Annotated in this window: 24 protein-coding genes; 1 reads left to right on the plus strand and 23 read right to left on the minus strand. The window is 48.7% G+C overall.

Annotated elements, in window-relative coordinates; all coding sequences use genetic code 11:
- Window positions 1-37: 37 nt before the first annotated feature.
- The 15 genes from gspN to ABD836_RS05095 all read right to left on the minus strand — a co-directional run bounded on the left by gspN (window position 38) and on the right by ABD836_RS05095 (window position 12,592).
- The gene (gspN, locus tag ABD836_RS05025) at window positions 38-760 is read right to left on the minus strand and encodes a type II secretion system protein N (protein ID WP_344932976.1); all 723 of its coding nucleotides are present in this window, start codon (window positions 758-760) and stop codon (window positions 38-40) included.
- Window positions 757-1,236, minus strand: coding sequence for a type II secretion system protein GspM (gene gspM, locus ABD836_RS05030; protein ID WP_344932979.1), 480 nt, complete (start codon window positions 1,234-1,236; stop codon window positions 757-759). The genes gspN and gspM overlap by 4 nt, the downstream gene beginning before the upstream one ends.
- On the minus strand, window positions 1,236-2,417 hold the full coding sequence (gene gspL / locus ABD836_RS05035; protein ID WP_344933577.1) for a type II secretion system protein GspL: 1,182 nt from the start codon (window positions 2,415-2,417) through the stop codon (window positions 1,236-1,238). Before gspL ends, gspM begins: the two co-directional genes overlap by 1 nt.
- A 5-nt stretch (window positions 2,418-2,422) precedes the next feature.
- Entirely contained in the window at window positions 2,423-3,418 is a 996-nt protein-coding gene (gene gspK, locus ABD836_RS05040) for a type II secretion system minor pseudopilin GspK (RefSeq protein WP_344932982.1), read from the minus strand.
- On the minus strand, window positions 3,415-4,041 hold the full coding sequence (gspJ, locus tag ABD836_RS05045) for a type II secretion system minor pseudopilin GspJ (RefSeq protein ID WP_344932985.1): 627 nt from the start codon (window positions 4,039-4,041) through the stop codon (window positions 3,415-3,417). The genes gspK and gspJ overlap by 4 nt, the downstream gene beginning before the upstream one ends.
- Entirely contained in the window at window positions 4,038-4,403 is a 366-nt protein-coding gene (gene gspI / locus ABD836_RS05050) for a type II secretion system minor pseudopilin GspI (protein WP_344932987.1), read from the minus strand. The genes gspJ and gspI overlap by 4 nt, the downstream gene beginning before the upstream one ends.
- On the minus strand, window positions 4,400-4,912 hold the full coding sequence (gene gspH, locus ABD836_RS05055; protein WP_344932990.1) for a type II secretion system minor pseudopilin GspH: 513 nt from the start codon (window positions 4,910-4,912) through the stop codon (window positions 4,400-4,402). Before gspH ends, gspI begins: the two co-directional genes overlap by 4 nt.
- Entirely contained in the window at window positions 4,887-5,357 is a 471-nt protein-coding gene (gene gspG / locus ABD836_RS05060) for a type II secretion system major pseudopilin GspG (RefSeq protein ID WP_344932993.1), read from the minus strand. The genes gspH and gspG overlap by 26 nt, the downstream gene beginning before the upstream one ends.
- A 12-nt stretch (window positions 5,358-5,369) precedes the next feature.
- Window positions 5,370-6,590 carry a type II secretion system inner membrane protein GspF gene (gene gspF, locus ABD836_RS05065; protein ID WP_344932996.1) on the minus strand — a complete coding sequence of 407 codons (1,221 nt, stop codon included), beginning with the start codon at window positions 6,588-6,590 and terminating at the stop codon, window positions 5,370-5,372.
- Window positions 6,577-8,061, minus strand: coding sequence for a type II secretion system ATPase GspE (gene gspE / locus ABD836_RS05070; RefSeq protein WP_344932999.1), 1,485 nt, complete (start codon window positions 8,059-8,061; stop codon window positions 6,577-6,579). The genes gspF and gspE overlap by 14 nt, the downstream gene beginning before the upstream one ends.
- 1 nt (window position 8,062) lies before the next feature.
- A complete protein-coding gene (gene gspD, locus ABD836_RS05075) occupies window positions 8,063-10,228 on the minus strand; it encodes a type II secretion system secretin GspD (RefSeq protein ID WP_344933002.1) in 2,166 nt (721 codons plus the stop codon).
- Complete coding sequence (locus tag ABD836_RS05080) at window positions 10,225-11,103, minus strand: type II secretion system protein N (protein ID WP_344933005.1); 879 nt, start codon at window positions 11,101-11,103, stop codon at window positions 10,225-10,227. Before ABD836_RS05080 ends, gspD begins: the two co-directional genes overlap by 4 nt.
- A gap of 144 nt (window positions 11,104-11,247) precedes the next feature.
- Window positions 11,248-11,418: a DUF3012 domain-containing protein gene (locus tag ABD836_RS05085; protein ID WP_344933007.1), complete on the minus strand. Its 171-nt coding sequence runs from the start codon at window positions 11,416-11,418 to the stop codon at window positions 11,248-11,250.
- A gap of 97 nt (window positions 11,419-11,515) precedes the next feature.
- Entirely contained in the window at window positions 11,516-11,689 is a 174-nt protein-coding gene (locus tag ABD836_RS05090; protein WP_425583010.1) for a rubredoxin, read from the minus strand.
- A gap of 144 nt (window positions 11,690-11,833) precedes the next feature.
- The gene (locus ABD836_RS05095; RefSeq protein WP_344933012.1) at window positions 11,834-12,592 is read right to left on the minus strand and encodes a hypothetical protein; all 759 of its coding nucleotides are present in this window, start codon (window positions 12,590-12,592) and stop codon (window positions 11,834-11,836) included.
- A gap of 122 nt (window positions 12,593-12,714) precedes the next feature.
- On the opposite strand from ABD836_RS05095, the gene ABD836_RS05100 reads away from it, so the two are divergent.
- Window positions 12,715-13,683 carry a tRNA-dihydrouridine synthase gene (locus ABD836_RS05100; protein WP_344933014.1) on the plus strand — a complete coding sequence of 323 codons (969 nt, stop codon included), beginning with the start codon at window positions 12,715-12,717 and terminating at the stop codon, window positions 13,681-13,683.
- Window positions 13,684-13,686: 3 nt separating this feature from the next.
- On the opposite strand, the gene ABD836_RS05105 is transcribed toward ABD836_RS05100, so the two are convergent.
- The 8 genes from ABD836_RS05105 to ABD836_RS05140 all read right to left on the minus strand — a co-directional run bounded on the left by ABD836_RS05105 (window position 13,687) and on the right by ABD836_RS05140 (window position 22,683).
- On the minus strand, window positions 13,687-14,163 hold the full coding sequence (locus ABD836_RS05105; protein ID WP_344933016.1) for a DUF2505 domain-containing protein: 477 nt from the start codon (window positions 14,161-14,163) through the stop codon (window positions 13,687-13,689).
- Window positions 14,164-14,234: 71 nt separating this feature from the next.
- Window positions 14,235-14,645, minus strand: coding sequence for a DUF6691 family protein (locus tag ABD836_RS05110; protein WP_344933018.1), 411 nt, complete (start codon window positions 14,643-14,645; stop codon window positions 14,235-14,237).
- Complete coding sequence (locus ABD836_RS05115; protein WP_344933020.1) at window positions 14,642-15,082, minus strand: YeeE/YedE family protein; 441 nt, start codon at window positions 15,080-15,082, stop codon at window positions 14,642-14,644. The genes ABD836_RS05110 and ABD836_RS05115 overlap by 4 nt, the downstream gene beginning before the upstream one ends.
- Before the next feature lie 257 nt (window positions 15,083-15,339).
- Window positions 15,340-16,833 (minus strand): DUF3336 domain-containing protein, encoded by a 1,494-nt coding sequence (locus tag ABD836_RS05120; protein ID WP_344933021.1) that lies wholly within the window; start codon window positions 16,831-16,833, stop codon window positions 15,340-15,342.
- 427 nt (window positions 16,834-17,260) lie between these two features.
- A complete protein-coding gene (locus ABD836_RS05125) occupies window positions 17,261-18,910 on the minus strand; it encodes an EAL domain-containing protein (protein WP_344933023.1) in 1,650 nt (549 codons plus the stop codon).
- 9 nt (window positions 18,911-18,919) lie between these two features.
- On the minus strand, window positions 18,920-20,152 hold the full coding sequence (locus tag ABD836_RS05130; RefSeq protein WP_344933025.1) for a sensor histidine kinase: 1,233 nt from the start codon (window positions 20,150-20,152) through the stop codon (window positions 18,920-18,922).
- The gene (locus tag ABD836_RS05135; RefSeq protein WP_344933028.1) at window positions 20,139-21,122 is read right to left on the minus strand and encodes a DUF3369 domain-containing protein; all 984 of its coding nucleotides are present in this window, start codon (window positions 21,120-21,122) and stop codon (window positions 20,139-20,141) included. The genes ABD836_RS05130 and ABD836_RS05135 overlap by 14 nt, the downstream gene beginning before the upstream one ends.
- A complete protein-coding gene (locus ABD836_RS05140) occupies window positions 21,115-22,683 on the minus strand; it encodes an ATP-binding protein (protein ID WP_344933030.1) in 1,569 nt (522 codons plus the stop codon). The genes ABD836_RS05135 and ABD836_RS05140 overlap by 8 nt, the downstream gene beginning before the upstream one ends.
- Between the last annotated feature and the right edge of the window lie 14 nt (window positions 22,684-22,697).

The raw sequence follows: 22,697 nt of genomic DNA on the forward strand, positions 1-22,697 counted from the left end.
TGCATTAAGGGGGCACTTTAGTCAGATAAAACTCGGTTTAAAACCGCATTACAAAATCAGTATTATTGCGCGGCGCACCTAAAAACAAGCCCAAGCTTTTAAACAAAGCACTGCCTTTTTCTGGCGACAGCATTATATTACCGCTGGGCCGCCCATTGTTCCTAAGTATCACCTGGCCACGTACTCGGCTAGGATTATTTTCATCGATCACCACGGTAAGCTGCCCGTTGGTACAGCTTAATTCAGCGGATACTGGCGCAATATCACCAATACCATCAATATCGCCAAGTAGAGAAGCCAAGGTAACTCCTCCAGCGATTGAGACGCACCCAGCTGGACTCACATCAGCTGCAACCAAGCCCAGCTCAACAACGCCATCAAATCCCATACTTGGCAACTGAGCAATTCCCATTAACTCAGCAATATTGCCTTCGGCCTCGACATCTCGCAACCGCAAGGTGTTTTCAGCAGCAACGCCGACGAGCGCGGTAACCTTAGCCGGGTTAGTAAAACTGATTGCCAGCGGTACGCCACGAAAAAGACCTGTTGGACTAAAATGCCATTGTAACTGCCTGAGCTTTATATCCTGGTACTGCAAGTAATCAACCTGGCCACGCCAAGCGCGACCACTCACCGTACCGAGCTTTAATTCCGGCAATTGTTTGACGACTAAATCACTTACCAGCCACGCCGGGCTGCTCATCACTAAACACAGTATAAGGAACGCCGCTCCACACCCTATCCATAACGAACGCTTCATCCTGCGCCCCCTACAGAAGCGCGCAAAGACACGTTCCCAGGCACATCTAATAAACTCATATTGACAGAGTAGACAGTCATCCCGGCTACTGACAAGGCTTCAACGAGTCGTACTGCACTTGTGTAATCTGTGCTGGCAACCCACAAGCTGTAACGACCTGCAGACTGCGGCTCAAGGCGGTTAACATTAACCCCCAATGCCGCTGCAGCTCCGGTAATTTGCTGTTGCGGCGAGCCAGATAGCGCTCCTGTGGGCTCATTACCATGAGCCGCCTGTAGTTGGGTTGCTGCCTGCTGCATCCACACATAGGAGCCGCGGCGCTGTTCCAAGCGAGTCTGCGCATTATCTCGGGCCGCGAGGAGTGGCTGCCACAACAACAGCCAAATAATTAACGGGACGGCCACCGCTGCACCAGCAATTAAAGTGAGTCGTTCTTGCTCAGTACGACCTTCCAATAGTTGATTCAGCCACTTCATCACTTTTCACCCCGTATGCTTATCTGACCGACAATGCCATTGTCTTGTTGGCCAAAAGCCCCGCGCTCGACATCTACGCCCTGCGCTTTCAAGGTCGCAAGCCACTGATCAACAACCTCATAGGACGCTGCATTCAGGATTAATTTCATTACTGCCGGATCATTTTCATAATTTAACTGCGCGAGAGTAATTCCCGGTTTGGCTTTACTCGTGGCCGCGATTTTCTCGAGCCAAGGCATCATTAAACCTTTGCCGCCGGATTCTTCGAGGGCGTTTATTTGACTGCGCATTTGACTGCGCGCATTAACGACCCGGCTGCCAGGAAAAGTCTGTTGATAGAGCGTCACCATTGCCTCGTCGAGCGCATCCGCCTCGCGATTATCCCGATAGGTTTGCAAGCCCAAGCCCAGCCAATGCGAACCCAGTAATACCAGCAGCAAAATAATTGGCCAACGCAAACGCCCAATCGCCTCGCCACTTTCATCTCTTAGTAAATAGCGCCCGCTAAGCAGCGACAACGGCAGTGCCTGAAAGCCGATAGCAAAAGCCTGCAATCTGTTTTTACATCGGCTGACGATATGTTCATCGTCGCCAAATTGGCTGTCATCGTATTCACCAATACAGTAAACCTGCATAGCTTCGGCGCTAAGCTCAGGGCCAATAATTTGCTGCCACACCGCAAAATTTTCGGTATGCATACCGACAGGCTGGGCGTGAATGTTTGCCGCGACCTGCTCGTTATCGATAACCACGGTATTTTTAGGTAAAACAGCATAATCTGGCAACAAGGCTTTAATACGCAAACCACTTTCGCGCAACACGTCTAAACAGGCCTGCATTAAACCGTGATCAGCAATTAGCACATCGGCGGGCTGCTTGGCCTGTATTGCCCCCACAGCAATATGCACATCTTCTAAATCTGTACAGAGCTTATCCTCTAACTGATAAGGCAAGGCGGCCAAACCAACTCGGCCACCCTTTGGCAATACAACCCGATGTGCGCTCACTGCAGTACCGGGCAGAAGTGCATAACACGGCACCGCCGCGAAGGAATCCGCTAAGCTCGCTAGTGCCGCGCTATTAGCGACTTCACCTTCGCTGAGCACCTTGTGCGAATCATTATCCCAATGCAACCATGGCACTGGCGCCTCGATGTCGAGGGGTAAATCAAGTAACAACATCGCGCTCAAAAAACTTCTCCATACTCTCGGGCGTAGACAATTGCCTTGCCGTTTCGTAACACTATTCTACTGTACATATGTAATTGGCGCTGTTCGTAAAAAACATCGCTCAACCCTCTAAAATAATGCGAATTGACCCCAAGACCTTGAATAAACACCGTTGCCAAAGGTTCTTCAGCCGACAAATTCAATTCACTAATAAAACTAGCCACATCTGGCCAGCCGTTTTCCGGGCGCGCTTCTATTAGGGCTACAAGCTCAGAAGCAGAGCGTACATTACCAATAGCCGCTGCCAGCAAGGGTGCCTGTGCAGCACTTACCGTATTAATATTTAATACGGTATTCGCTTCCGGTAACGCGCATATATAGGGCGCAAGCCTTGATTGTTCATCTTCTTCAAACTCAGCAAACAACGCTAATTCGCTAACCGAGTCTATCAAACTATTTGGCGGTAGATAGGGGAAATCTTTAGCGGTGTAAAGTAGGTCTTCTGCACCGTAAATGCCTTCGGGCGAAAAATCTTCATCAATCCAGTCTTGCGTGCGGCCAACAATAAATTCAGCACGCTGCGCCGAAAACTCCAGATTACTCAACAAGCCATTAAATACCTGCTCTGCCGTCGTTAGCTCTGTGGATTCACCACTACTGACCTCTGGCTTGTAAAGGGAATTAATATTAAAGCAAGCCTGCTCGTCACTAATCAAACCCGCGATTGAACCCCCATCAATGGGAAACACAATATCCTTACGCGCCCAATCTTGACCTAGATGCACAACGGTTTCACCGGCAATATCTTCTAGTGCAAATACCGCAATACGCTCACCGCCGAGGGAGTACCAATACGCTTGATCCATGAGCCGCTGATTGAGCAAGCGTTGACTGCTATACCGCACGCCATCTACAAGTCCCACCGCAAGAACCACCATCACCGCAACAATCAATAGCACCATCATTAAGGCTGCGCCGCGTTGACGTTGTGCTTGGACATTGAGGCGCGTCATTGGATCGCCTCCGGCAGTAAAACATTCAGTTTAATATCCTGCCAAACGCCAACCTCAGTCGTCAGCCGAAGCGCCTTGGGCTGGGTCGCATTGATTTGCGTGCTGGGTGGCCAAAAAGTGGACCAGCGTTCGCCATCGTATAATTCCACCTCGAACTGACTCACCTCAGTCAGCAACACTTGGCGCTGCCAATGAGTATTGCTAGCGGGATCAGCGACCCCGGCACTATAGCGAATAAGCTCTTTTTCTTCTTTTACGTAACGAACGCGCTCTAATTGGCTACCCAAACCCCGTCCCGGGATCACTCGCCGACCGGCATGCACAAACTCAAGTTCACTGTCGGCACCAACCTGCCCCGCAATAATATTTGCAGGCAATGCGTCGCCCTGTGAATCGCGAGGGCTGCGCGGCGTGAGTTGTTCAAGGTCGCGGCGAAAAATTGTCAGTGCCAGTGCGAGACGCTCTAAATTTTGCTGGCGCTGCTCAATAACCGCCTGATTTTCTAGTGAGCTATTAAGTAATAAAGACCCAGCTGTACCGATTAACGCCATGATCCCAACTGCGATTAGCAGCTCAACTAAGGTGAAGCCGCGCTGCCCAGCATCTGGCTTGCCGGTATTCATTTGTTTAGAAACGCCGAGCGTGTTGCGAGCACATCGGTGGAAGTCTGCAAACTCACAGAAATATCCACCCGGCGAATATCCGGGTGCGGTGTTTGCTCAACGCTACGCTGCCACACAAAGTCAAAGCCTGCCATCGACTCTCTGCCACTATTACTGTTGCCATAACCGTCACGCAGAATATCGATCAATACATTGTGAGCAATCAAATCAGCAAATTGCCGCTCTTCTAGGGCGCCAATACTGCGCGCACTTTCTGTGAGGCTTTTAGTTAAGGTCACTGCAGCGGTCGCAAAAATCATCAGTGCCACCATGATTTCTAGCAAGGTAAAACCTCGCTGTCTGCGCCGCAAAAACTGTGTCATGGCTGTTCAACCGTCAATTGCTCATCAAAAACGACAGATTCTGCGCCAGCCGCTGATAAACGCCATTCAAACGGCGAAATTTGTCCATCGGACATAAATAACAATTGGGGAGTCACCTCTTGCTCGGTCTCTTCATCGTCGAGCCGAGACTGCTCATGCAATGCCTCGCCGTCAACAAGGAGTTCAGTTTGCACATCCTCGGCAAGCCTAATGGCCTTGGCCAACACGCCTTTCTCAATCTTTTGCCAGCCATCAGCGGTGAGCACGTAAAACTCACCCCGCTGGCGCTGCCATTGCAGCCCCAAACTATGGCCACTGAAAACCGCTTCGGCGCGAGCACTGCGTAAACTGCCTATGAGTTTAAAACGCTCCTGATGCAATAAGGCGCCGCCATCTTTTGATGGCAGCGTTAGCGCGGCGACACCACTGAGTAAGCCGATAATAAAAACAACGACCATTAACTCTAATAGTGAAAACCCAGCTTCACTCCTGCCAGTTGACGATGTCACGGGCGAGATCTTCTCCACCTTCTTCCCCATCAGCACCGGTAGAATACAAATCGAAAGGCCCATGTTCACCCGGCTGGATATACACATAGGGCGTACCCCACGGATCGTCCGGTAGGCGTTTGATATAGCCATTACTGCGGTAGTTTTTCGGCTGAATACCCGTTTCAGGGCGTTGAATTAAAGCCTGCAAGCCCTGGTTTGTGGTGGGATATACGTGATTATCGAGTTTATACATATCGAGCGCCTGCTCAAGCACCGAGATATCTGCCCGTGCTTTTTCGATCATCGCACGGTCTTGGTTTTGCAATACATTAGGGGCAACCACCGCCACCAACAGCCCCATAATCACGATAACCACCATGATCTCAAGCAGGGTAAAACCCGACTGCCGACTCACCTTAGTAGTCAAAACTGCTAACTGGCGCTGCATTTTTGTCTCAAACATATACTCAAACTCCTAAAACTGAGTCAAATTATTCAACTGCAATATCGGCAGCATAATTGCTAATACAATGGATAAAACCACCCCACCCAATACCACAATCAATAAGGGCTCAAATAAGCTGACAAACATTTGTACCCGCTGCTGCAACTCGCGCTCAAGATTCGTTGCAGCACGCTGGGTCATTGCTTCCATTTCACCACTGGCCTCGCCACTGGCAATCATGTAAATCGCTAAGGGCGGCAGTTCAGCCTCTTCCTGAAGACAACGGCTAAAACTTTTGCCCTCTCGCACTTGCTCGCGAACCAAGGCCATACTTTTCTTTAAATGCGAGTTCCCCAAAGTGTCACAGGCCACTTTGAGAGTCTCTAAAAAAGGAACACCCGATGACATTAAAATAGCCAGTGTTCGCAGCATTCGTGCCGCGTCTAGCTCCAACATTAGTAGACCCCACAAAGGCAGCTTAAGAATTGCTTTATCGGCCTTTAGGCGATGTTCCGGTGACTTTAGCCACCACCGGGCACCGAGCACCACAGCAAGTACGCCGGCAATAATATATATCCAATAAGCAATTAGGCCGTCGCTTAAGGTGATAAGAATTCTCGTCAATGTCGGCAGGGCCTGATCATAATGCGCAAACTGCGCAGTAACCTTAGGCACAACAAAGGTCATCAAGGCGCCAACTACCGACAGTGCTACAAAGCACAACACCACCGGATATAAGGCGGCCTGAACGATGACGCCACGCAACTTCTGACTGTCTTCTGTGTAATCGGCCAACTGATCGAGAATTAAGCCCAAATCGCCGGACTTCTCGCCAGAACTTACCAAGGCCCGAAACACCGGATTGAAAACACGCGGGTGCTCGTTCAGACCATCGGCAAGCGAGTGCCCTTCTAGCACGCGCGCCCGTAAATCAAGAACCACTCGTTTCAAATAGGGCTTACGGGTATGCTTAGCCGTTGCTGCCAAGGCTTCTTCTAGCGGAATACCGGATTGAATCAGGGTTGCCAAATGCCGCACAAATAAGGCCAAATCGGCAATACCCACTCGGGCACCACCAAAACTGCGCCGCGCGTTATCCGCGCGAGTCTTATCACGCGTCTGTTTTAAATCGATGGGGAAAAGCTGCTGATCCCGCAACATCTGCCGCGCTTGGCGGCTAGAGTCTGCCTCGATCATGCCTTTTTTATTGGCGCCAGCACTGTCTAGGGCGCGGTACTCATAAGCCGGCATTACTGCCCTCGCGTACACTGCGCAATAGTTCGTCAAGGCTGGTCTGGCCATCCAATACTAGGCGGCGCCCCTCACCCATCAAAGAAGGCATATGATCGCCAACTTGGCGTAAAATATCCTGTTCGCCCGCGCGGTTGTGAATCAGCTCCGCGACCTCGCGATCAATAACCAACAGCTCGTACACACCCTGTCGACCGCGATAGCCTGTATGCTGGCATTCATCACAACCCGCGGCATCAAACGCGGCCTGGCCTTCGAGTGTGGGGTCGCCGAGTAGCCGAGCTTCAGTCTTATCCAAAACGATTGGGTGGCGGCATGTCTGGCACAATTTTCTGACCAAGCGCTGCGCCAGTACACCCTTCAAACTCGATGCAATTAAATACGGTTCAACACCAATATCAACCAAGCGCGTCACCGCGCCAACGGCGGTATTGGTATGCAGTGTCGACAGTACCAAATGCCCCGTTAGTGAGGCTTGCACGGCAATTTCGGCGGTTTCTTGATCGCGAATTTCACCTAACATCACCACATCGGGGTCTTGGCGTAAAATAGCGCGTAGACCACGCGCAAATGTCATCCCGACCTTCGCGTGAACCTGTGTTTGGCCAATACCTTCAATATCGTATTCCACCGGATCTTCAACAGTAAGAATATTGCGACGGCGATCATTTAGCGCCATTAAACCCGCATACAATGTTGTGGTCTTACCAGACCCGGTCGGGCCGGTGACTAGAATAATGCCGTTAGGCTGCTGCAGAAGGTCTTTTAGCGTATCGAGTGTACGCGGCGGCATCCCCAATTGCTCAAGATCGATTCGCGCAGCTTGCTTGTCGAGCAAGCGCATGACCACTCGTTCGCCGTAATTTGAGGGAATGGTTGATACCCGCACATCTACCGATCGGCCAGCAATCCGCAGGGATACTCGGCCGTCTTGAGGAACACGCTTTTCAGCAATATCTAACCGCGACATAACCTTAATTCGCGACACCAACAGCGGCGCTAAGCGACGACTCGGCGTTAATACTTCCTGCAAAATACCGTCGACGCGCAGGCGCACAGACATGGTTTTTTCATAGGTTTCGATGTGAATATCGGAGGCGTCACGTTTGAGTGCTTCACCGAACAAGGCATTGATTAAGCGAATGACCGGAGCGTCATCTTGGGCGTCAAGAAGGTCTTGGGACTCTGGAATTTCTTCGGCGAGACGGTCGAGGTCAACTTCACTTGAAATATCGCCCATTGCCGACATCGCATCGCCCTGCTGGCGCTGAAAGGTCTCGTTGATTTTATCTTGAAGGAGTTTTTCCTCACAAAGACTAAAAATTAAGCGCTGAGGTATCACCCGCTGCACTTCAGCGAGGGCAGACGGCGGTGTTTGCTTACAACACAGCAGCGTTAAGTCACCGTCTGCATTCTCTTCAAGAAGAACACGGTTGCTACGGGCAAAGACATAACTTAGGGCGTGCGACATATCAACGTGAAGCCTCGTTCACACTGACTAGGTCCGGCTTCACGCATTCAGCGCCTGCCTCGCACGCCACATCTGCTTGTACGTCGATCGCTTCGCTTGCATCGGGCTGCTCGCCCTGATTTTCACTGCGCTTATCTAATGGAATTGGCGGAAACTTGCGCATTTCGACCGCCTCTTCCGCTGGAGTTATTGGTGGCGGCACCGGCTTGCGGGGCAATACATTTGGTGGTGATGCGTCCATACCGGTCCATTCAGGTAATACGGCAAGATCGGTAAACGGGAATAAATTAATGCCGTCTTCCGCCTTAACTAGTTGCTCTGCACGAATAAAGTTGTATTTTCGCGCACTTAATTCCGACAGCGTCGCTTGATCGCGAACAATGGTTGGTCGAATAAACACCATCAAGTTTCGCTTTGATTTAGTCGTGCTATCAGAGCGGAATAAACGACCAAAGAAGGGAATATCACCAAGCAGTGGTACTTTGGCAGATTGTTCGATGACTTGGTCATCTATTAATCCACCAAGCACGATTGTTGCGCCATCATTGACTAAAACTGAGGTTGTGATCGTGCGTTTATTCGTAATGATGTCGGCTGCCGAGGTTGAAGGGCTTAAAGAGGACACCTCCTGTTCAATGGTTAATTGAACAGCATCACCTTCATTTATTTGCGGTGTAAATATTAATTTAATCCCGACTTCTTCACGACTAATCGTTTGGAAGGGGTTAGTATTCGTGGAGCTGGCTGTAGAACCAGTGATTACCGGAATCTCCTGGCCGACCAATATAGAAGCTTCTTCGTTATCGAGCGTCAGCAAGCTAGGTGTTGATAAAATATTCGATTCCGTATCGCTCGCCAAGGCGGTTAAGAAAGACGCAAAGCTGAAGCCACCTTCTGTGATTTTGCCCAAAGCCATTGCCGCGCCGCGCACACCACTGGCGGCAGTCGCTGCAGCAGCGTCTCCTGCGAGAAAACTAAGAATACCTGGTGTAGTGCTGGTGCCCGATGCACCGCCGCTGAAATTAATACCCCCAGCCGGCTGACTACCATCCTCATCACCCATAAATAGCCATTGAACGCCAAGCTCTTTAGCACGGTCATTCGACACTTCAATAATAATGGCTTCCACCAAAACTTGGGCACGACGAATATCTAAGTCGCGAATAACCGTGAGCAAATCAGTAATAATGTGCGGGCTGCCCGAGAGCACTATAGAGTTAGTTTGCTCATGGGCTTCAATATTTATCAAAGAAGACGCGCCACCACCGGTTGCAGGTCGTCCTGCGGCCTCATCGCCCTTTACGATGGTGTCACTGATGCTTTTAAGCACGGGTGCCAGATCGACGGCTTTCGCGTACTTCAAGTATTGCACACGAATATTCGACTGCGTGCTCACTTCACTGTCGAGATCAGCCACCAGACGTCGTAAATAACTCCGCGCTTCGTCGTCACCAAACAGGATCAAAGTATTCGTGCGTGGATCTGCCGCCACAACAGGTTTGGACGCGCCACGTTTGCGCGTTTGCTGCGACAGTACTTTAGTCAGCACGCGCTCAACTTCTTCCGCTGAGGAGTTCTTTAAAACCACGGTCTCCATCAACTGAGAATCAACGGAGTTGATCGCATTGATAATCGACATCAAACGTCGCACATTCGATTCGCGATCGGTAATCAGAATAATATTGGAGTCTGCGTAGCTGGTAATGACCCCAACTTTGTTGTCGACCAGTGGCCGCAATGACTTAACCAATTCGTCGGCGTCGGCATTTTGCAGCTGGGCAATACGGGTAATAATAGACTCACTGCGGCCCATATTATTGCGGCCCAGCTGAACTTCTATACCCTCAATCTTCGCAGCCTGATTGGGGATAACCTTCAGTATGCCGTCACCCACTTCAATTGCTGAATAACCTTCAACCCCGAGTTGCAGCAAAAATATTTGGTAGAGTTCCTCGGCATCAAGTTTACGATGGCTCTGCACCGTAATTTTGCCTTTAACACGGCTATCAACCACAATCGTTTTGCCCGTGAGCTTAGCGACCGTGTCGATAAACTCACCAATATCAACATTTTGCATATCCAATTCAAAGCGTTCGGCCATGGCGGCACCGGACACGGCAATGAATAGGCAAAAGGTGATGCTTAATTTTAGGAACAAGGATTTCATAGATCGAATCTTTTGGTGAGTATGGTATCTGCGCGTTTAATCAGCAGCTCGTAGGAACTGGTATTTTCCATCATTTTCATTAATTCCGGGGGAGACATATCAGATAGCGCCTGACCATTTACCGACAGCAAAATATCGCCAGCCTCTAGGGAAAGCTGCGAAAATAAACGCGTGTCCCTCCCCGGTTTCACTTCATAGCCAGTAAGTTTACCGCCATCCATAACGGGGTTTACCGAAAAAAACCTCACTAGCTGTAACGGGCTGTTCTGGACCGTATCACGCGGATCGCCAACTAATTCACGGATGCCCGGCGCACTTAAATCAACACTTTCAGTGCTACTCGGCCGGCTTGAGCTGGCGGTTGACGCGGATCGCAAGCCAGTTGCGCCCGCTTTTTGATCCAGCTCAATTTTTTCCTGCTTACGGTTGTTTTCAATAATAATATGGTCAGCCAATACCGCGAGTAAGGTCACCGTTCCAGGCACTTCAATTTTCTCGCCAATGCTATAGGCTTTCGTTTTATTGCCATGGCGCAGCACTGCCACACCAACGTCATCGTTACCGGAAACCAAACCAATTACGGTGATTTTAAGGGCACTGCGTCGAATGTCTTTTTGAATTTCGGTGGCCGCTATCGGTGTTGACGGACGTAAGCCAAACAAGGGGACTGCCAACAATTTTTGCACATCGTAGCTTTTTGCCTTGGCGTTACCGCTAGAAATCGCCGTATTCGGCCCTGCATTTGGCAGCTGTACACCACGAAACAGGCCCACAAATTGCCAACACAAGCCCGCCAACGCTGCTAGCACCAACGCGACTAGCACTATATTCAACCAAGTGGTTAATCGCGGCGAGAGCATTTTCACCCATGTCATAGACTGCTCCACGTCTCAGCGTTCCCCGTTAATGGGCACTAGGCGCCGAATAGTAGTCGAATCATATGACATTTTTCTTACATCATCCTTTGTAATTAGCAATTTGCTCAATAAGTGTTGAATTAGCCTGTCGGGAGCAAATACTTATTTAAAAAGGCAGTTCGTCGTGTAGTCCTTTGCCTCATTAGTAGACCAGTCACCCTTTGGCTTTTTATCCATGGCGGTGCACCATGCTTCAGTGCCGACTTCCGGTGCACAAGCGGTGATCAATCCCATAGACAAGAGAAGGCCCAGTGCTGTTATTGTTTTCTTCATGATAATTCCCTAGCGACACATATATTCACAGAGTGTAACAGAGGGCAGCGCCGACAGGCACGACCCTCAGCTGAATTCCCTAAATTTCATAGCTATATCAAACTTCGACCATGTCGAAATCAAACTTACTAATACCACAATCGGGGCATTCCCAATCTTCTGGCACATCGTCCCAAGCGGTTCCCGCAGCAATACCATCATCAGGCCAACCTTCTGCCTCATCGTACACAAAACCACAAATGACACATTCCCACTTCTTAAACTCGCTCACAAACATCTCCTAATTGGGCTTAAGCGCCAAACAACTTTAACTACCACTACCGAGTATACTATTGAAATGGCGATGTAAATATTACGTAAATTCAATACTGTATGCTGTTAATCACACCACACAACTGCGCCGCACTGAACAGGATTAGAACCGTAACAGTAACACCTGATACTGACCGTCACGCTCCAAGGTCAGAGCCAGTTGGCTTAGATCTGCGATGCCAGCATAAATATCCGTAAGCGCCTCACTACTTGCCAAGCTAAAGCCATTGACCGCAACTAAGCGGTCACCCGCCTGCATAGGTAAGGTCGAAAACAAGGCCTCGTCTTTACCCGGCGACAAATAATAGCGGCGCTCGCCCACCGAGTCGACCCGAACATCAACTTTTACTGCACTCCGCAGGGAAAGTGGCCGCGTATATAAGCGCTGACGATAGTCGCCGAGCAATTTTGTTACCTTCGCGCTTTCGCGCAAGTCCACAATCGTCGGCACTAAGGTGCTTATGCCGCCGTCTAAGCTAGCCTTTAGATCCAAACTGCTTGCTTTAACCGTCGATTCCTGACTTAACAGCGCATAACTGCCACAGCTATCAATCAATACGGCGTCGCTGAGTATCTCTACCACTTTTACGCAGGGCGCTATCATCGTCCCGACTCTCCGCTCCTGCGCTTGACCATCAATACCTATCTCCGCAAATCGCCCCTCGTCATCACCCCCCAATGCCAGCAGGTGCAAGCGTTTCTGCGGGAGCGGGTCTTCGCCAAAAGTACTGGCAAAATCGGCGTTAAAAATCTGCGCTTCTTCGTCACCCGCATTATTAGCGGGGGATTGCGCGTTAAACAGCATCAGAATTAACGCCGTCACAGCAGCAATACTTAGCGCTCGAACCCACCTAAATAACACTCAGCTCTCCTTAGTAACAACACGTTCAACACTTTGAGTTACACGACACCGCCAGCATTAGATAATTTTCGACCTGACCGCGCCTGAGTTACAATAGGCCTTTTACACAATGACATCTTGCTATGCAAATACATCTCGCCCCCATGGAGGGCGTTGTTAACGCTCGTATGCGCGCCCTGCTCACTGCGGTGGGAGGTATAGACCGCTGCATAACGGAGTTTGTTCGTATCAGCGACCAATTATTGCCAGCACGGGTGTTTTATCGCCTATGCCCCGAGCTTATGGCCGATGGTCGCACGCCAAGTGGCGTACCAGTGTACCTGCAATTACTCGGCGGCGAACCTGGGCCTATGGCTGAAAACGCAGCCAGAGCCGCGAGCCTCGGAGCGCTGGGCATAGACACCAATTTTGGCTGTCCGGCAAAATGCGTAAATCGCCATCGTGGCGGCTCAGTTCTATTAGACGAACCTGAACTACTCCACCGCATTATTAAGTCCATGCGCGAAGCGGTACCTACAGCCATACCGGTTACCGCAAAAATTCGCCTCGGCTTCAAAGACAGTGGCCGCCTTACAGAAATAGTCACCGCCATCAATGAGGCTGGCGCCGACGCAATCACTATTCACGCTCGCACCAAGGACGATGGCTACAAACCGCCCGCTCACTGGCAACAATTGGCGCAGGTACACGCCATTACCAATATTCCGATCATCGCCAATGGCGAAGTGTGGAGCCCAGCTGACTTCCACCGCTGCCGAGCACAGAGCGGCTGCCAAGATGTGATGCTTGGCAGGGGGCTTCTGGCCCGCCCTGATCTCGCCTTAGAAATCAAGTCGACGACCATGGGCCAGCTGTATCAAGCCAGCGCTTGGCCAGCAATACTCAAGCTAGTAGAGGCGCTATTCGAAGACAGTATTTTAAATTGCGCGCCGCGCCACGTGGGCGGACCGATTAAACAGTGGCTGGGGTATTTACGACGAGAATACGCAGAAGCGCAGTTATTATTTGAACGCATTAAACGTTTGAACAGCGCCGCTGATATTAGCGCGGCACTCGGCGAACATCGCAGCCACCTCCCAGTGGCTGCGTAAAAACTAGCTGGCTAGCTTTTCTTTCAGATAGTTCACTTCATCTAAGGCACCGCCGTCGGTCTGCGACAAGACAAATTTTTCTATCTTACCGCCAAGCAATGGGATCTTAGCTTTACAATGATGACTCACAATATACTCACAACCCGACGCGGTTGGCATTAAGGACATCGTCGCGCCCAACTGAACCGGCTGTTTTTTAATTTCGATGGTCATCTTTCCTTCCCAGCCCTCACCCTTTGGCTGCCAGGTCTCAGTGAACACCAAGCTTTGCTGTGGGTTAAACACCTTAGCTAAAACCGACGGCAACTCGCGCACTACCTCGCGGTTCATCTTAACTGTTACTTGCTCTCCGCTTTCTTCAATATCACATTCTGCGCTTAATTCACCGAGTGCAATACTGCGCTCAACGCGAAAATCAGGATCACACAAAAGCGCCCAAACCTCGTCAATACCGCAGTCAAACTGACATTTAACAGCCATAGTGCATCCTCACTTGTATATCGATTTTATTATCAACCCCAGCAGTTTAACCCAAGGTTTCTCTCCAGACACTATTTCTCAAGCAACTTCCGGTGCAGGAATATTCCGGAAAACATAGCGAGCGCAAACACCAAAAACGGAGTCGCCCCGGTTAATAACGCCACCAGTGCTGGCGCCGGGCACAAACCACTTAAACCCCAGCCTGCGCCAAACATCACAGCCCCAAGAATCAAATTGGAGTCGATGTCTTTTTTTGTCGGCAAAGCAAAGCGCTCAGCAAACTTTGGCTTTTGCCGTTTGAATACCAAGAAAAACCCTGGTGTCGCGACCATCAAAGCAGCGCCCATCACTAGCGCTAAACTCGGATCCCACTGCCCAGCAACATCCAGAAAATTCTGTACTTTAGCCGGGTTCGCCATACCCGACACCGTAATACCAGCGCCGAATAAGGCACCTGCTGCAACAATCACCAAGCGACTCATACCCCTTCTCCCATCAAGTGGCGGACAACAAAAACAGTAACAGCACCACTAGCCATAAACACAAGCGTTGCCACAATGGATCGCAGGGAAAATCGCGAGATACCGCACACGCCATGGCCTGAAGTACATCCGCCACCCATTCGAGTACCTACGCCAACGAGTAAGCCAGCAACGATCAATACCGGTGTAGATGCCACACTCTGCACACCCGCTAGGGCACCACTAAAATACGCGGCGAGAAATGCACCAAGAAAAAGGCCAAGTAAAAAACTAAGACGCCAGGTACGTTCCTCGCCCTGCTCGTTTAACGCACCGGCGACAATGCCTGATATCCCAGCAATTCGTCCCATGGACCACATTAGCAACACCGCGGCAGCACCAATCAAACTACCGCCAAATATCGCCTGCCATGGCGTGAATAACGTGCTCTCAACCATACTCTTAGCTCCTACCATTTAAGCAAATTCGTTATTACGTAATTTATCAAGAAGGACGTTACGCGCAAAACCCCTACTCTGTATATTTATTTATCAAGTAATCAAACCTACAATCCCCAGCGTAGCGAATTAGCATACGCTGCAAACAGAGGAAGGCACTTATACATAAGCCTAAAACAACAAACCCCAGTAAAAATACTGGGGTTTGTTGTAGCTGTACTGCAGTCTACTCTCGCCTAGCCCATCCACACATACAACTACGCGCGAACCTGACTACGCGTCATTTCCGCGCCAAGATGATGAGGCTTAGACTTAGCCAGTCGACTGAACTCCTCCGCCTCATAAACCTCAAGTATTTGGCTAAGTTTACGGCTTATCTTGGTACTTGCCCTAATCATTTCTAACTTCGGCCACGTTGCGCGCTCGCCCTCTAAAATAAAGAACTGCAATTCATCCGGCGTTAATTCCGTTAATAATTTGCGAGGATCAAAAAAACGGTAGCGAGGAATTATATTAATATCGCCGGTATATTCTTGATTAATAACCGAATAAACAATATTTGCAATCCGCCGTACCCGAGGCGAGTTCTTAAAGTACTTTCTCGCCACACTATTGCCGACCTTAGAGACTTCTTTCAGGCTGCGTCCGCCAAGTTGGCGCAGCGCAGGCATAATGCCGCTATCTTCCGCCTTCGCATCCCGAACAGCCCACAACACAATTGGGTTAGTTTGACTAACAATAAAATGGTTGACGCCATAGAGGCGGGCTAAGCGCTTGGCGGGAAGATCATCACTTACCGAACCATCAATCCAGCGGCGCGTGGCAAGATACGGCTGCGGGTGCCCATGAACATTCTTAGCTTCTAACATCACCGGAGGATAAATCCCTGGCACCGCACACGACGCCAGAACCGCTTTGCGAATATATACATTAGGGGAGGCAATCGCATTCAGAAGGCGCGAAGTCTGATGCACATCCGATGGAGAAATAGAGATATTTATGTGACGCCCAGTTTTTTCAAACGCCTCTTGAAAGGTGATATCGGGAATCAATTTAGCAATTTTTTCTTTCAATAACTGGTGGTTAATTCGTGGCGAAGACTCGGAAAGACCACCATTGACCAATGCGACTTCCGTAAGCAGTACCTTACCCAAGTTATCCGCATCAAGGAAATGCTGTAATTCCTCATCCGTGCGTGTACCCAAAACCGCCGCAATCATAGAACCCGCACTCGCCCCAGAAATTACTTCTGGCAATAAATCTTGCTCTACGAGTGCTTTAACTACTCCAACATGAAAGTTCCCCAAGACTGCGCCGCCACTTAGCATTAATGCTGATTTACCATAGCACTTGCTGGCGCGCCTAAAAAAGTCGAGTCGCTCAAGGAAATTGGGGTGTTCAGAGTCAAGTTGCGCCAAATGATCAAGAGAATCGCTTATCCCATCAACATAATCATGAACCAATTGCTTGGTACCAAATTTAGCCCGCGCGTACAAAACAGGCTTACCCATACCGCCCATATTGCCGTGAATGCCTTCATTCAAGGAAAAAAGCAGGCCTATATTGTCATTATTCTCTCGAAAATAGCGCAGCCGCTCCAAACGCGAGCGAATTGATGCGTAGTCATAAAGACTCGTTTTATCAATTTTTTTCCAATGCTCTCTTCCAGAGCACCGATCATGCTCTTTCGCGAGCGCTTTCCACTCTTCATAGCTAGTCGAAAGCCGCAATTTATTTTCAAGTTTCTTCACAATTTGCCCTATTCGTCTATATCACAACAGAGTACATCAACAACTCTGGACAACAGTAATCAATCCCAACGCCGCTGGCTATAGGTGTTTCTAAGTAATCCATGAAATAAATTCAGCAACCAGTATATTCTGAATATTCGAAGAAGATAGACGCAAAAGCGTATTTTTTCGACGAAATTTCGCCCAACAAGGCAATATATACTTGCCACTAATTTGTTCATCGCACAGATTAAGCGGGAAAACACCTCTGTTTTCAGCAGTTTAATACTAGAATCTTATAACATGTGAACGAGAATTCCTCTATGGCCCAAACCGACGATGTATTGTCGGTAAAAGCGACAAGAAACCTCAATGAACGGCGCTATTGCGCATACGACGGCAGTTATGCGAGCGTAGAAAAAAGCTCGCACCAAGATAGAAGATACCGTTAGGCAACGTGTGATAAATCTTTCAAGGGCTGAGGTTTGCCGTGTAAATGGCCCTGCGCATAATCAACACCCAGAGCCGTTAACTCATCCATTATTTCCTGACGCTCAACAAACTCCGCAATGGTCTTCTTGCCCAACACATGACTAATGTCATTAATCGACCTCACCATCGCTTTATGGACGGGGTTTTTGTCCATATCGTGAACAAAAAGGCCGTCAATTTTAACAAAATCAACTGGCAGCTCCTGCAGGTAACCAAAAGACGACATTCCAGTGCCAAAATCATCAAGCGCAAACTTACCACCCAGCTCGTGAACGTGATGAATAAAGCGCGTCACGACCGAGAAATTGGTAATCGCCACTGTTTCTGTAATTTCAAAACAGATAATTTCTGGATTAACGGTCCCGCGTCGCAAGTAGCGGTAAACAAACTCTAAGAAGGATTCTTGGCAAAGTGACTGGCCTGAAATGTTAATGGAAAACATCACATCTTCGGTATTTAATTGGGGGTTACGTTGCAAGTAATTAAAGAAGGTTTTTATAACCCAGCGATCAATTTGCGGCATTAAACCAAAGCGTTCTGCCGCCGGCATAAACTGCCCAGGGCTAAGAATGTCGCCGTTGAAGCGCATCCTCACCAGCAGCTCATTAAACATAATGTTACGGTTACCGCCCTCAACTAGCGGTAAAATCCGTTCAGTAACAAGACAAAAATCGTCAGCCGCTAAGGCCTTATTAACCCGATGCACCCAATCCATATCATCGTGAAGGCGGCTTAACTTTTTATCTTTCGTGTCATAGACATGCACTCGACCGCGACCGTCTTCTTTCGCCGAATACATGGCCACATCAGCTTGGCTCATTACGGTCTCGCGATCCAATGAGTATTCGTCAACCAAAACCACACCAATACTAATTGACACTTTGTGGGAAATACCTGACCACATAAAGGTCATGCGCTTTACCGCCTTAACCAAACGAGTGGCCACGGCACGCGCCTCGAAGGTATCAACATTACTGAGCAAAACGCCAAACTCATCACCGCCCAAACGGCACAACATATCACCAACAAAAAGCTCAGTTTGCAGAGTCTGAGCGATACTCTTTATTAAGTTATCACCGGAGACATGACCACTAGTGTCATTAATTAATTTAAACTGATCAATATCAATATAAAGTAAGGAGTGAGTGCGCGAGCTCGTTGCAGCATCGTTCACCAAATTAGCCAAGCGCCGCTCAAACTCGCGCCGCCCCATTAACTCAGTGAGTGGGTCGAGGCCGTTTTCACCGTCACCAAACAATTCTTCTTGGCTGTTGGTATCCGCAATAGCAATACTATGGCCAATTAATATTTTCTCATCGTCAAAAACTTCCGACAATGACGCCAAGAAACGACTATCACTTTTCGAAGATAATGAAACCAATATTGGCTTGCTATTCTGCCGGCAGTTTACCACTAGTTCGCTTAAAGGCCTGCCATTAAGCACGCAGGTCAGAGGCAAAACATCAGCGAAGCTTTTACCGATCAAATCAATCAAAGGGCCATTAGTTAAGCACTTTGTTGCGCCATTCACATAAGTGACACGCCCTTCTAGATCCACACATACAAGGCTATGAACCAGACTATTAAGTACCCAATCTGCTCGCATGATTGTTCCCTATTCCGCCAAGGGGATAGTGAAGTAAAAAGTGGAGCCTTTACCCAGCTCTGACTCAAGCCATATCTTACCTCCGTGCCATCGCACTATTTTTTCACAAATCGCCAAGCCAACGCCCGACTCTTTGGCTACGCCCTCTGTACTGTCGCGGTGAAACAAATTAAACAATCCACTATGGTGCTCAGGTGCAATACCGACGCCAGTATCGCTTACCGAAAAAACCCAATTACGTTCGTGGGTCGTGGCGTTAATATATATTTCCGGCGGTGCTCCTTCTGAATAACGAATAGAATTACTGATCAAATTTTGGAAAATCTGAATTAATTGGCGCCGGCAGGCAAAGACTGTGGGTAGCGTTTCACAATGCAAATTGGCGTGACTATCCTGAAACTCGCTATCTAAATTCAGCAGCACGTCACTAACAACCGAATTACAATCAACCATTTCCCTGTTTTCATTAAATCTACCCACCGACGTTAATGCCACCAGTTTATTTAACGCAGATTGCATGGCATATACGTTTTCTCGGATGTCTAAAAATTCTTCAGCCAGACCGCCTGTTGGCGGTAATTCATTTACCCGCCCACCAATTTTACGCATAGCCCCAACCACTTCATTAAGTGGCATTTGCAAATCTCTCGCAGCTAGGTGAGACAGTTGCTCGATTTCGTTAACCAAACCGATCAATTGGTGACGACTGCGGGCTAGCGCGATTAAATCTCGGTAAGATGACAGCGCGGTATAAATCACTGAAAACAATCGGTCTTGTGTTAACTCAGTTTTAGCTCGGTAATCGTTAATATCATATACTTTTAACACTCGGCGCTCTGGTGCTAATCCAGGCTGCCCCGTGCGTAAAATAATACGCACAAAATGATTGCCGATATCTTGGCGTATAAACCTTGCCACATCCAAACCAGCACTATCAGTTTCCATCACTACATCGAGTAATATAATCGCGGTATCAGGGTGATCCTGAATCATTTGCCGAGCTTGCTCACCAGAATAAGCGCTGACAAACTCGAGATGACGACCACCAAAACTAAAATCATGCAAAGCCAAACGGGTCACTACATGAATTTCTTCCTCATCATCAACAATGAGAACCTTCCATGTGTTTTTCGCTGTTGTCACTGAGTCCTGAGTCACCATAGTGGATTGCTCGCTTGCCAGAATAAGCTCATCATTCCCTGCCATTTTATTCGGTATCTTTTTACTATTAGTGTTGATCATGAGTACGAGACTCCAGCAAGGAAATGGTTTCGTGGGCGATCGCTACATTTTTGACAAATAGCTCAATCATCGCGATATCCGGTACCGAGAATACATCCTTGGCAGACACGTACAGTAATTGTTCTAAGCCAGATTCAGTAACATAGTAACTTACCCAATAGTTATCGCCATAATTACTCGATCGATTTTCTATCGCTTTGATAATTCGAGCTGAAACATCTCCATTGAGCTTTGATATTTCAACGGTACCTTCAAACTCGGCATAACAACCGGTACCGGCCAACACATTTAAAGCATTACTCGCCGGCCTAGCCAGCATCCCGCAGGGTTGAACAAGCATAGCATCTCGATTCAGATACAGCAGTGCTGTTAATTGTTGCAAAACACCTTCTGCAAAGGCTTCCATGCTACGCCGCTCAAAAATATGAGCCGATGCAGCTATGACTTTAAGCAAACCAAGGCGATTATTTTCCAATGCAAGTAAATCTCGGTATGAGCATAAGCTTGTATACACAGTTGAAAATAATTTTTGCCGAGTTAATTCAGTCTTCTCTTTGTAATCATTTATATCGTACTGAGTGATTACTTCTAACTCAGGCGCCTGCCCAGGCTGACCGGTGCGCAACACAATTCGCACGAATTTATTATGTAACTCACGACGAATATAATGAACTAGATCAAGCCCGGCGTGATCGGTTTCCATCACCACATCAAGCAAAATCAAGGCAATATTATTGTGCAGTGCAAGTATCTCACGCGCCTCTTTCGCAGAATAGGCGCTGATAAACTCCAAACCACGACCCGCCAGCTCAAAGCCTTCTAGCGCTAGGCGCGTCACAGAATGAACAACCTTTTCGTCGTCGACCAATAGGATTTTCCAGGGCTCTAAACCATGAACAATACCTGTTACCTCCGGTTCCTCGGCGAATTGTAGCTTATCGTCACCGGCGCTCGACTCAAACTCACTCATAAAAACCTACCTTGCCGACGTCCTGGGGGAAAAAGAGGCTAACGCTGCTACCCATCCCTAATTCACTGTCAATTTTAATGCGACCACAAAGCTGCTGTGTCGCTAAGTTATACACAATATGCAGACCAAGGCCACTGCCACCACTGCCACGCTTTGTTGTAAAGAATGGATCAAATACTCGCGCCAAATGTTCTGCAGGTATTCCAATACCGTCATCAGTAAACTTCAGTGCAACTTCCCCTGCGGCTGACGCCCGAACTTTTAAACTCAAATTACCATTCTCGCCATTTGGATAAGCATGGCTTATCGCGTTCATCACCAAATTTGTCACTATTTGCGACAATGCACCGGGATAGGAGCGAATCAGCAATTCATCCTCACACTCTAACTGGTAGCTTAGACCAGCCTTTCCTACTTGTGGAGACAAGCTTTGCATTACCTCTGCTAAATATTCACCAAGATTAAACCGCCTAATCTCATTATTACTCTGATCTACCGCCACTCGTTTAAAGCTTTGAATTAAGCTTGCGGCCCGATCTAAATTCCCTAAAATCATCTTGCTTGCAGAGAGACTTTGCTCCCAATACAGCGTCAATGCCGACTGTGTTAGGGAGCCTTCTTTGTATCGCCGCATGGCACTTTCGGTCGTGCCCACTAGGGTTGACGCAGCGGTCACACCCACACCAATCGGAGTATTAATTTCATGCGCCACACCAGCAACCAAAGCGCCAAGCGAGGCCATTTTTTCAGTGTTAATCAGCTGTTCCTGCGTTTGTTTCAATCGCTGCAGCGTACCGCTTAACTCCCGGTTGCTAACATCGACCTCGCAAACCCGCAATTCCAACTCTCGCCGTGCGGCGAGCACCTCCTTTTCTCGGCGCTCTACCCCAGCAATCATGTCGTTAAAATCATCACAAAGCTGGCCAAATTCGTCATCGGCAAATTTTGGTGCACGCAGTTGATACTCTTTGTTTAAGCGAACTGAACTAATCACCTCGAGTAAACTCACTATTGGCATTAACAATCGCTTCCCCAACCAAGACGCGAAGCCAAAAGCACAGACTATACTTGTCGCCATCACCAGCATCGCCGACCACCAGATCGATTTGATGAAATCGCTAAGGACCTGATTACGGGCATGCAATACCACATTCAACGAACCATACTTCTCACTTGATACGACAGCAAGAAAGTCATCTTTAGACAACTCTGCTAACGTCGGCCCGCAGGCCTTGCCTTGAGCGTCGGACTGATAGGTATACAGTAGCCTTGTCGCCTCACCGCCAGAATACGCACAAACCGCAACAATACTGCGATCTACGCCCAGTTCTTCCATAGCAGACTCAATAGTAGTATCAGTTCCGTGCACAACTATCTGCCCTAACAGCCCTGCTACAACCGCGTACTTTTCCTGCCGACTGGTCTCGGATGCACCTGTGGCTAAAAACAGACACATACCAAGAACCACACCGCTAACCGTCATAGTGAAGGCAATAAACGACCACGCCAGCTTGCGATCAAAGCGCATACCCGATAAAAAACAGCGCAATTCAGTCATCATCCGGATAACAGAAC

Origin of the sequence: Zhongshania borealis, from assembly GCF_039539625.1 — a bacterium.
GTDB classification, from domain to species: Bacteria; Pseudomonadota; Gammaproteobacteria; order Pseudomonadales; family Spongiibacteraceae; genus Spongiibacter; species Spongiibacter borealis.

Coding starts and splice junctions, on each gene's coding strand:
- gspE (WP_344932999.1), bottom strand. CDS start 8,061: ATGTCGCACGCCCTAAGTTATGTCTTTGCCCGTAGCAACCGTGTTCTT.
- gspG (WP_344932993.1), bottom strand. CDS start 5,357: ATGTTTGAGACAAAAATGCAGCGCCAGTTAGCAGTTTTGACTACTAAG.
- ABD836_RS05115 (WP_344933020.1), bottom strand. CDS start 15,082: ATGGTTGAGAGCACGTTATTCACGCCATGGCAGGCGATATTTGGCGGT.
- ABD836_RS05130 (WP_344933025.1), bottom strand. CDS start 20,152: ATGATCAACACTAATAGTAAAAAGATACCGAATAAAATGGCAGGGAAT.
- gspK (WP_344932982.1), bottom strand. CDS start 3,418: ATGACGCGCCTCAATGTCCAAGCACAACGTCAACGCGGCGCAGCCTTA.
- ABD836_RS05105 (WP_344933016.1), bottom strand. CDS start 14,163: ATGGCTGTTAAATGTCAGTTTGACTGCGGTATTGACGAGGTTTGGGCG.
- gspL (WP_344933577.1), bottom strand. CDS start 2,417: ATGTTGTTACTTGATTTACCCCTCGACATCGAGGCGCCAGTGCCATGG.
- ABD836_RS05110 (WP_344933018.1), bottom strand. CDS start 14,645: ATGAGTCGCTTGGTGATTGTTGCAGCAGGTGCCTTATTCGGCGCTGGT.
- ABD836_RS05140 (WP_344933030.1), bottom strand. CDS start 22,683: ATGATGACTGAATTGCGCTGTTTTTTATCGGGTATGCGCTTTGATCGC.
- gspF (WP_344932996.1), bottom strand. CDS start 6,590: ATGCCGGCTTATGAGTACCGCGCCCTAGACAGTGCTGGCGCCAATAAA.
- ABD836_RS05100 (WP_344933014.1), top strand. CDS start 12,715: ATGCAAATACATCTCGCCCCCATGGAGGGCGTTGTTAACGCTCGTATG.
- ABD836_RS05135 (WP_344933028.1), bottom strand. CDS start 21,122: ATGAGTGAGTTTGAGTCGAGCGCCGGTGACGATAAGCTACAATTCGCC.
- gspD (WP_344933002.1), bottom strand. CDS start 10,228: ATGAAATCCTTGTTCCTAAAATTAAGCATCACCTTTTGCCTATTCATT.
- ABD836_RS05085 (WP_344933007.1), bottom strand. CDS start 11,418: ATGAAGAAAACAATAACAGCACTGGGCCTTCTCTTGTCTATGGGATTG.
- gspM (WP_344932979.1), bottom strand. CDS start 1,236: ATGAAGTGGCTGAATCAACTATTGGAAGGTCGTACTGAGCAAGAACGA.
- gspJ (WP_344932985.1), bottom strand. CDS start 4,041: ATGAATACCGGCAAGCCAGATGCTGGGCAGCGCGGCTTCACCTTAGTT.
- gspI (WP_344932987.1), bottom strand. CDS start 4,403: ATGACACAGTTTTTGCGGCGCAGACAGCGAGGTTTTACCTTGCTAGAA.
- ABD836_RS05080 (WP_344933005.1), bottom strand. CDS start 11,103: ATGACATGGGTGAAAATGCTCTCGCCGCGATTAACCACTTGGTTGAAT.
- ABD836_RS05125 (WP_344933023.1), bottom strand. CDS start 18,910: ATGCGAGCAGATTGGGTACTTAATAGTCTGGTTCATAGCCTTGTATGT.
- gspN (WP_344932976.1), bottom strand. CDS start 760: ATGAAGCGTTCGTTATGGATAGGGTGTGGAGCGGCGTTCCTTATACTG.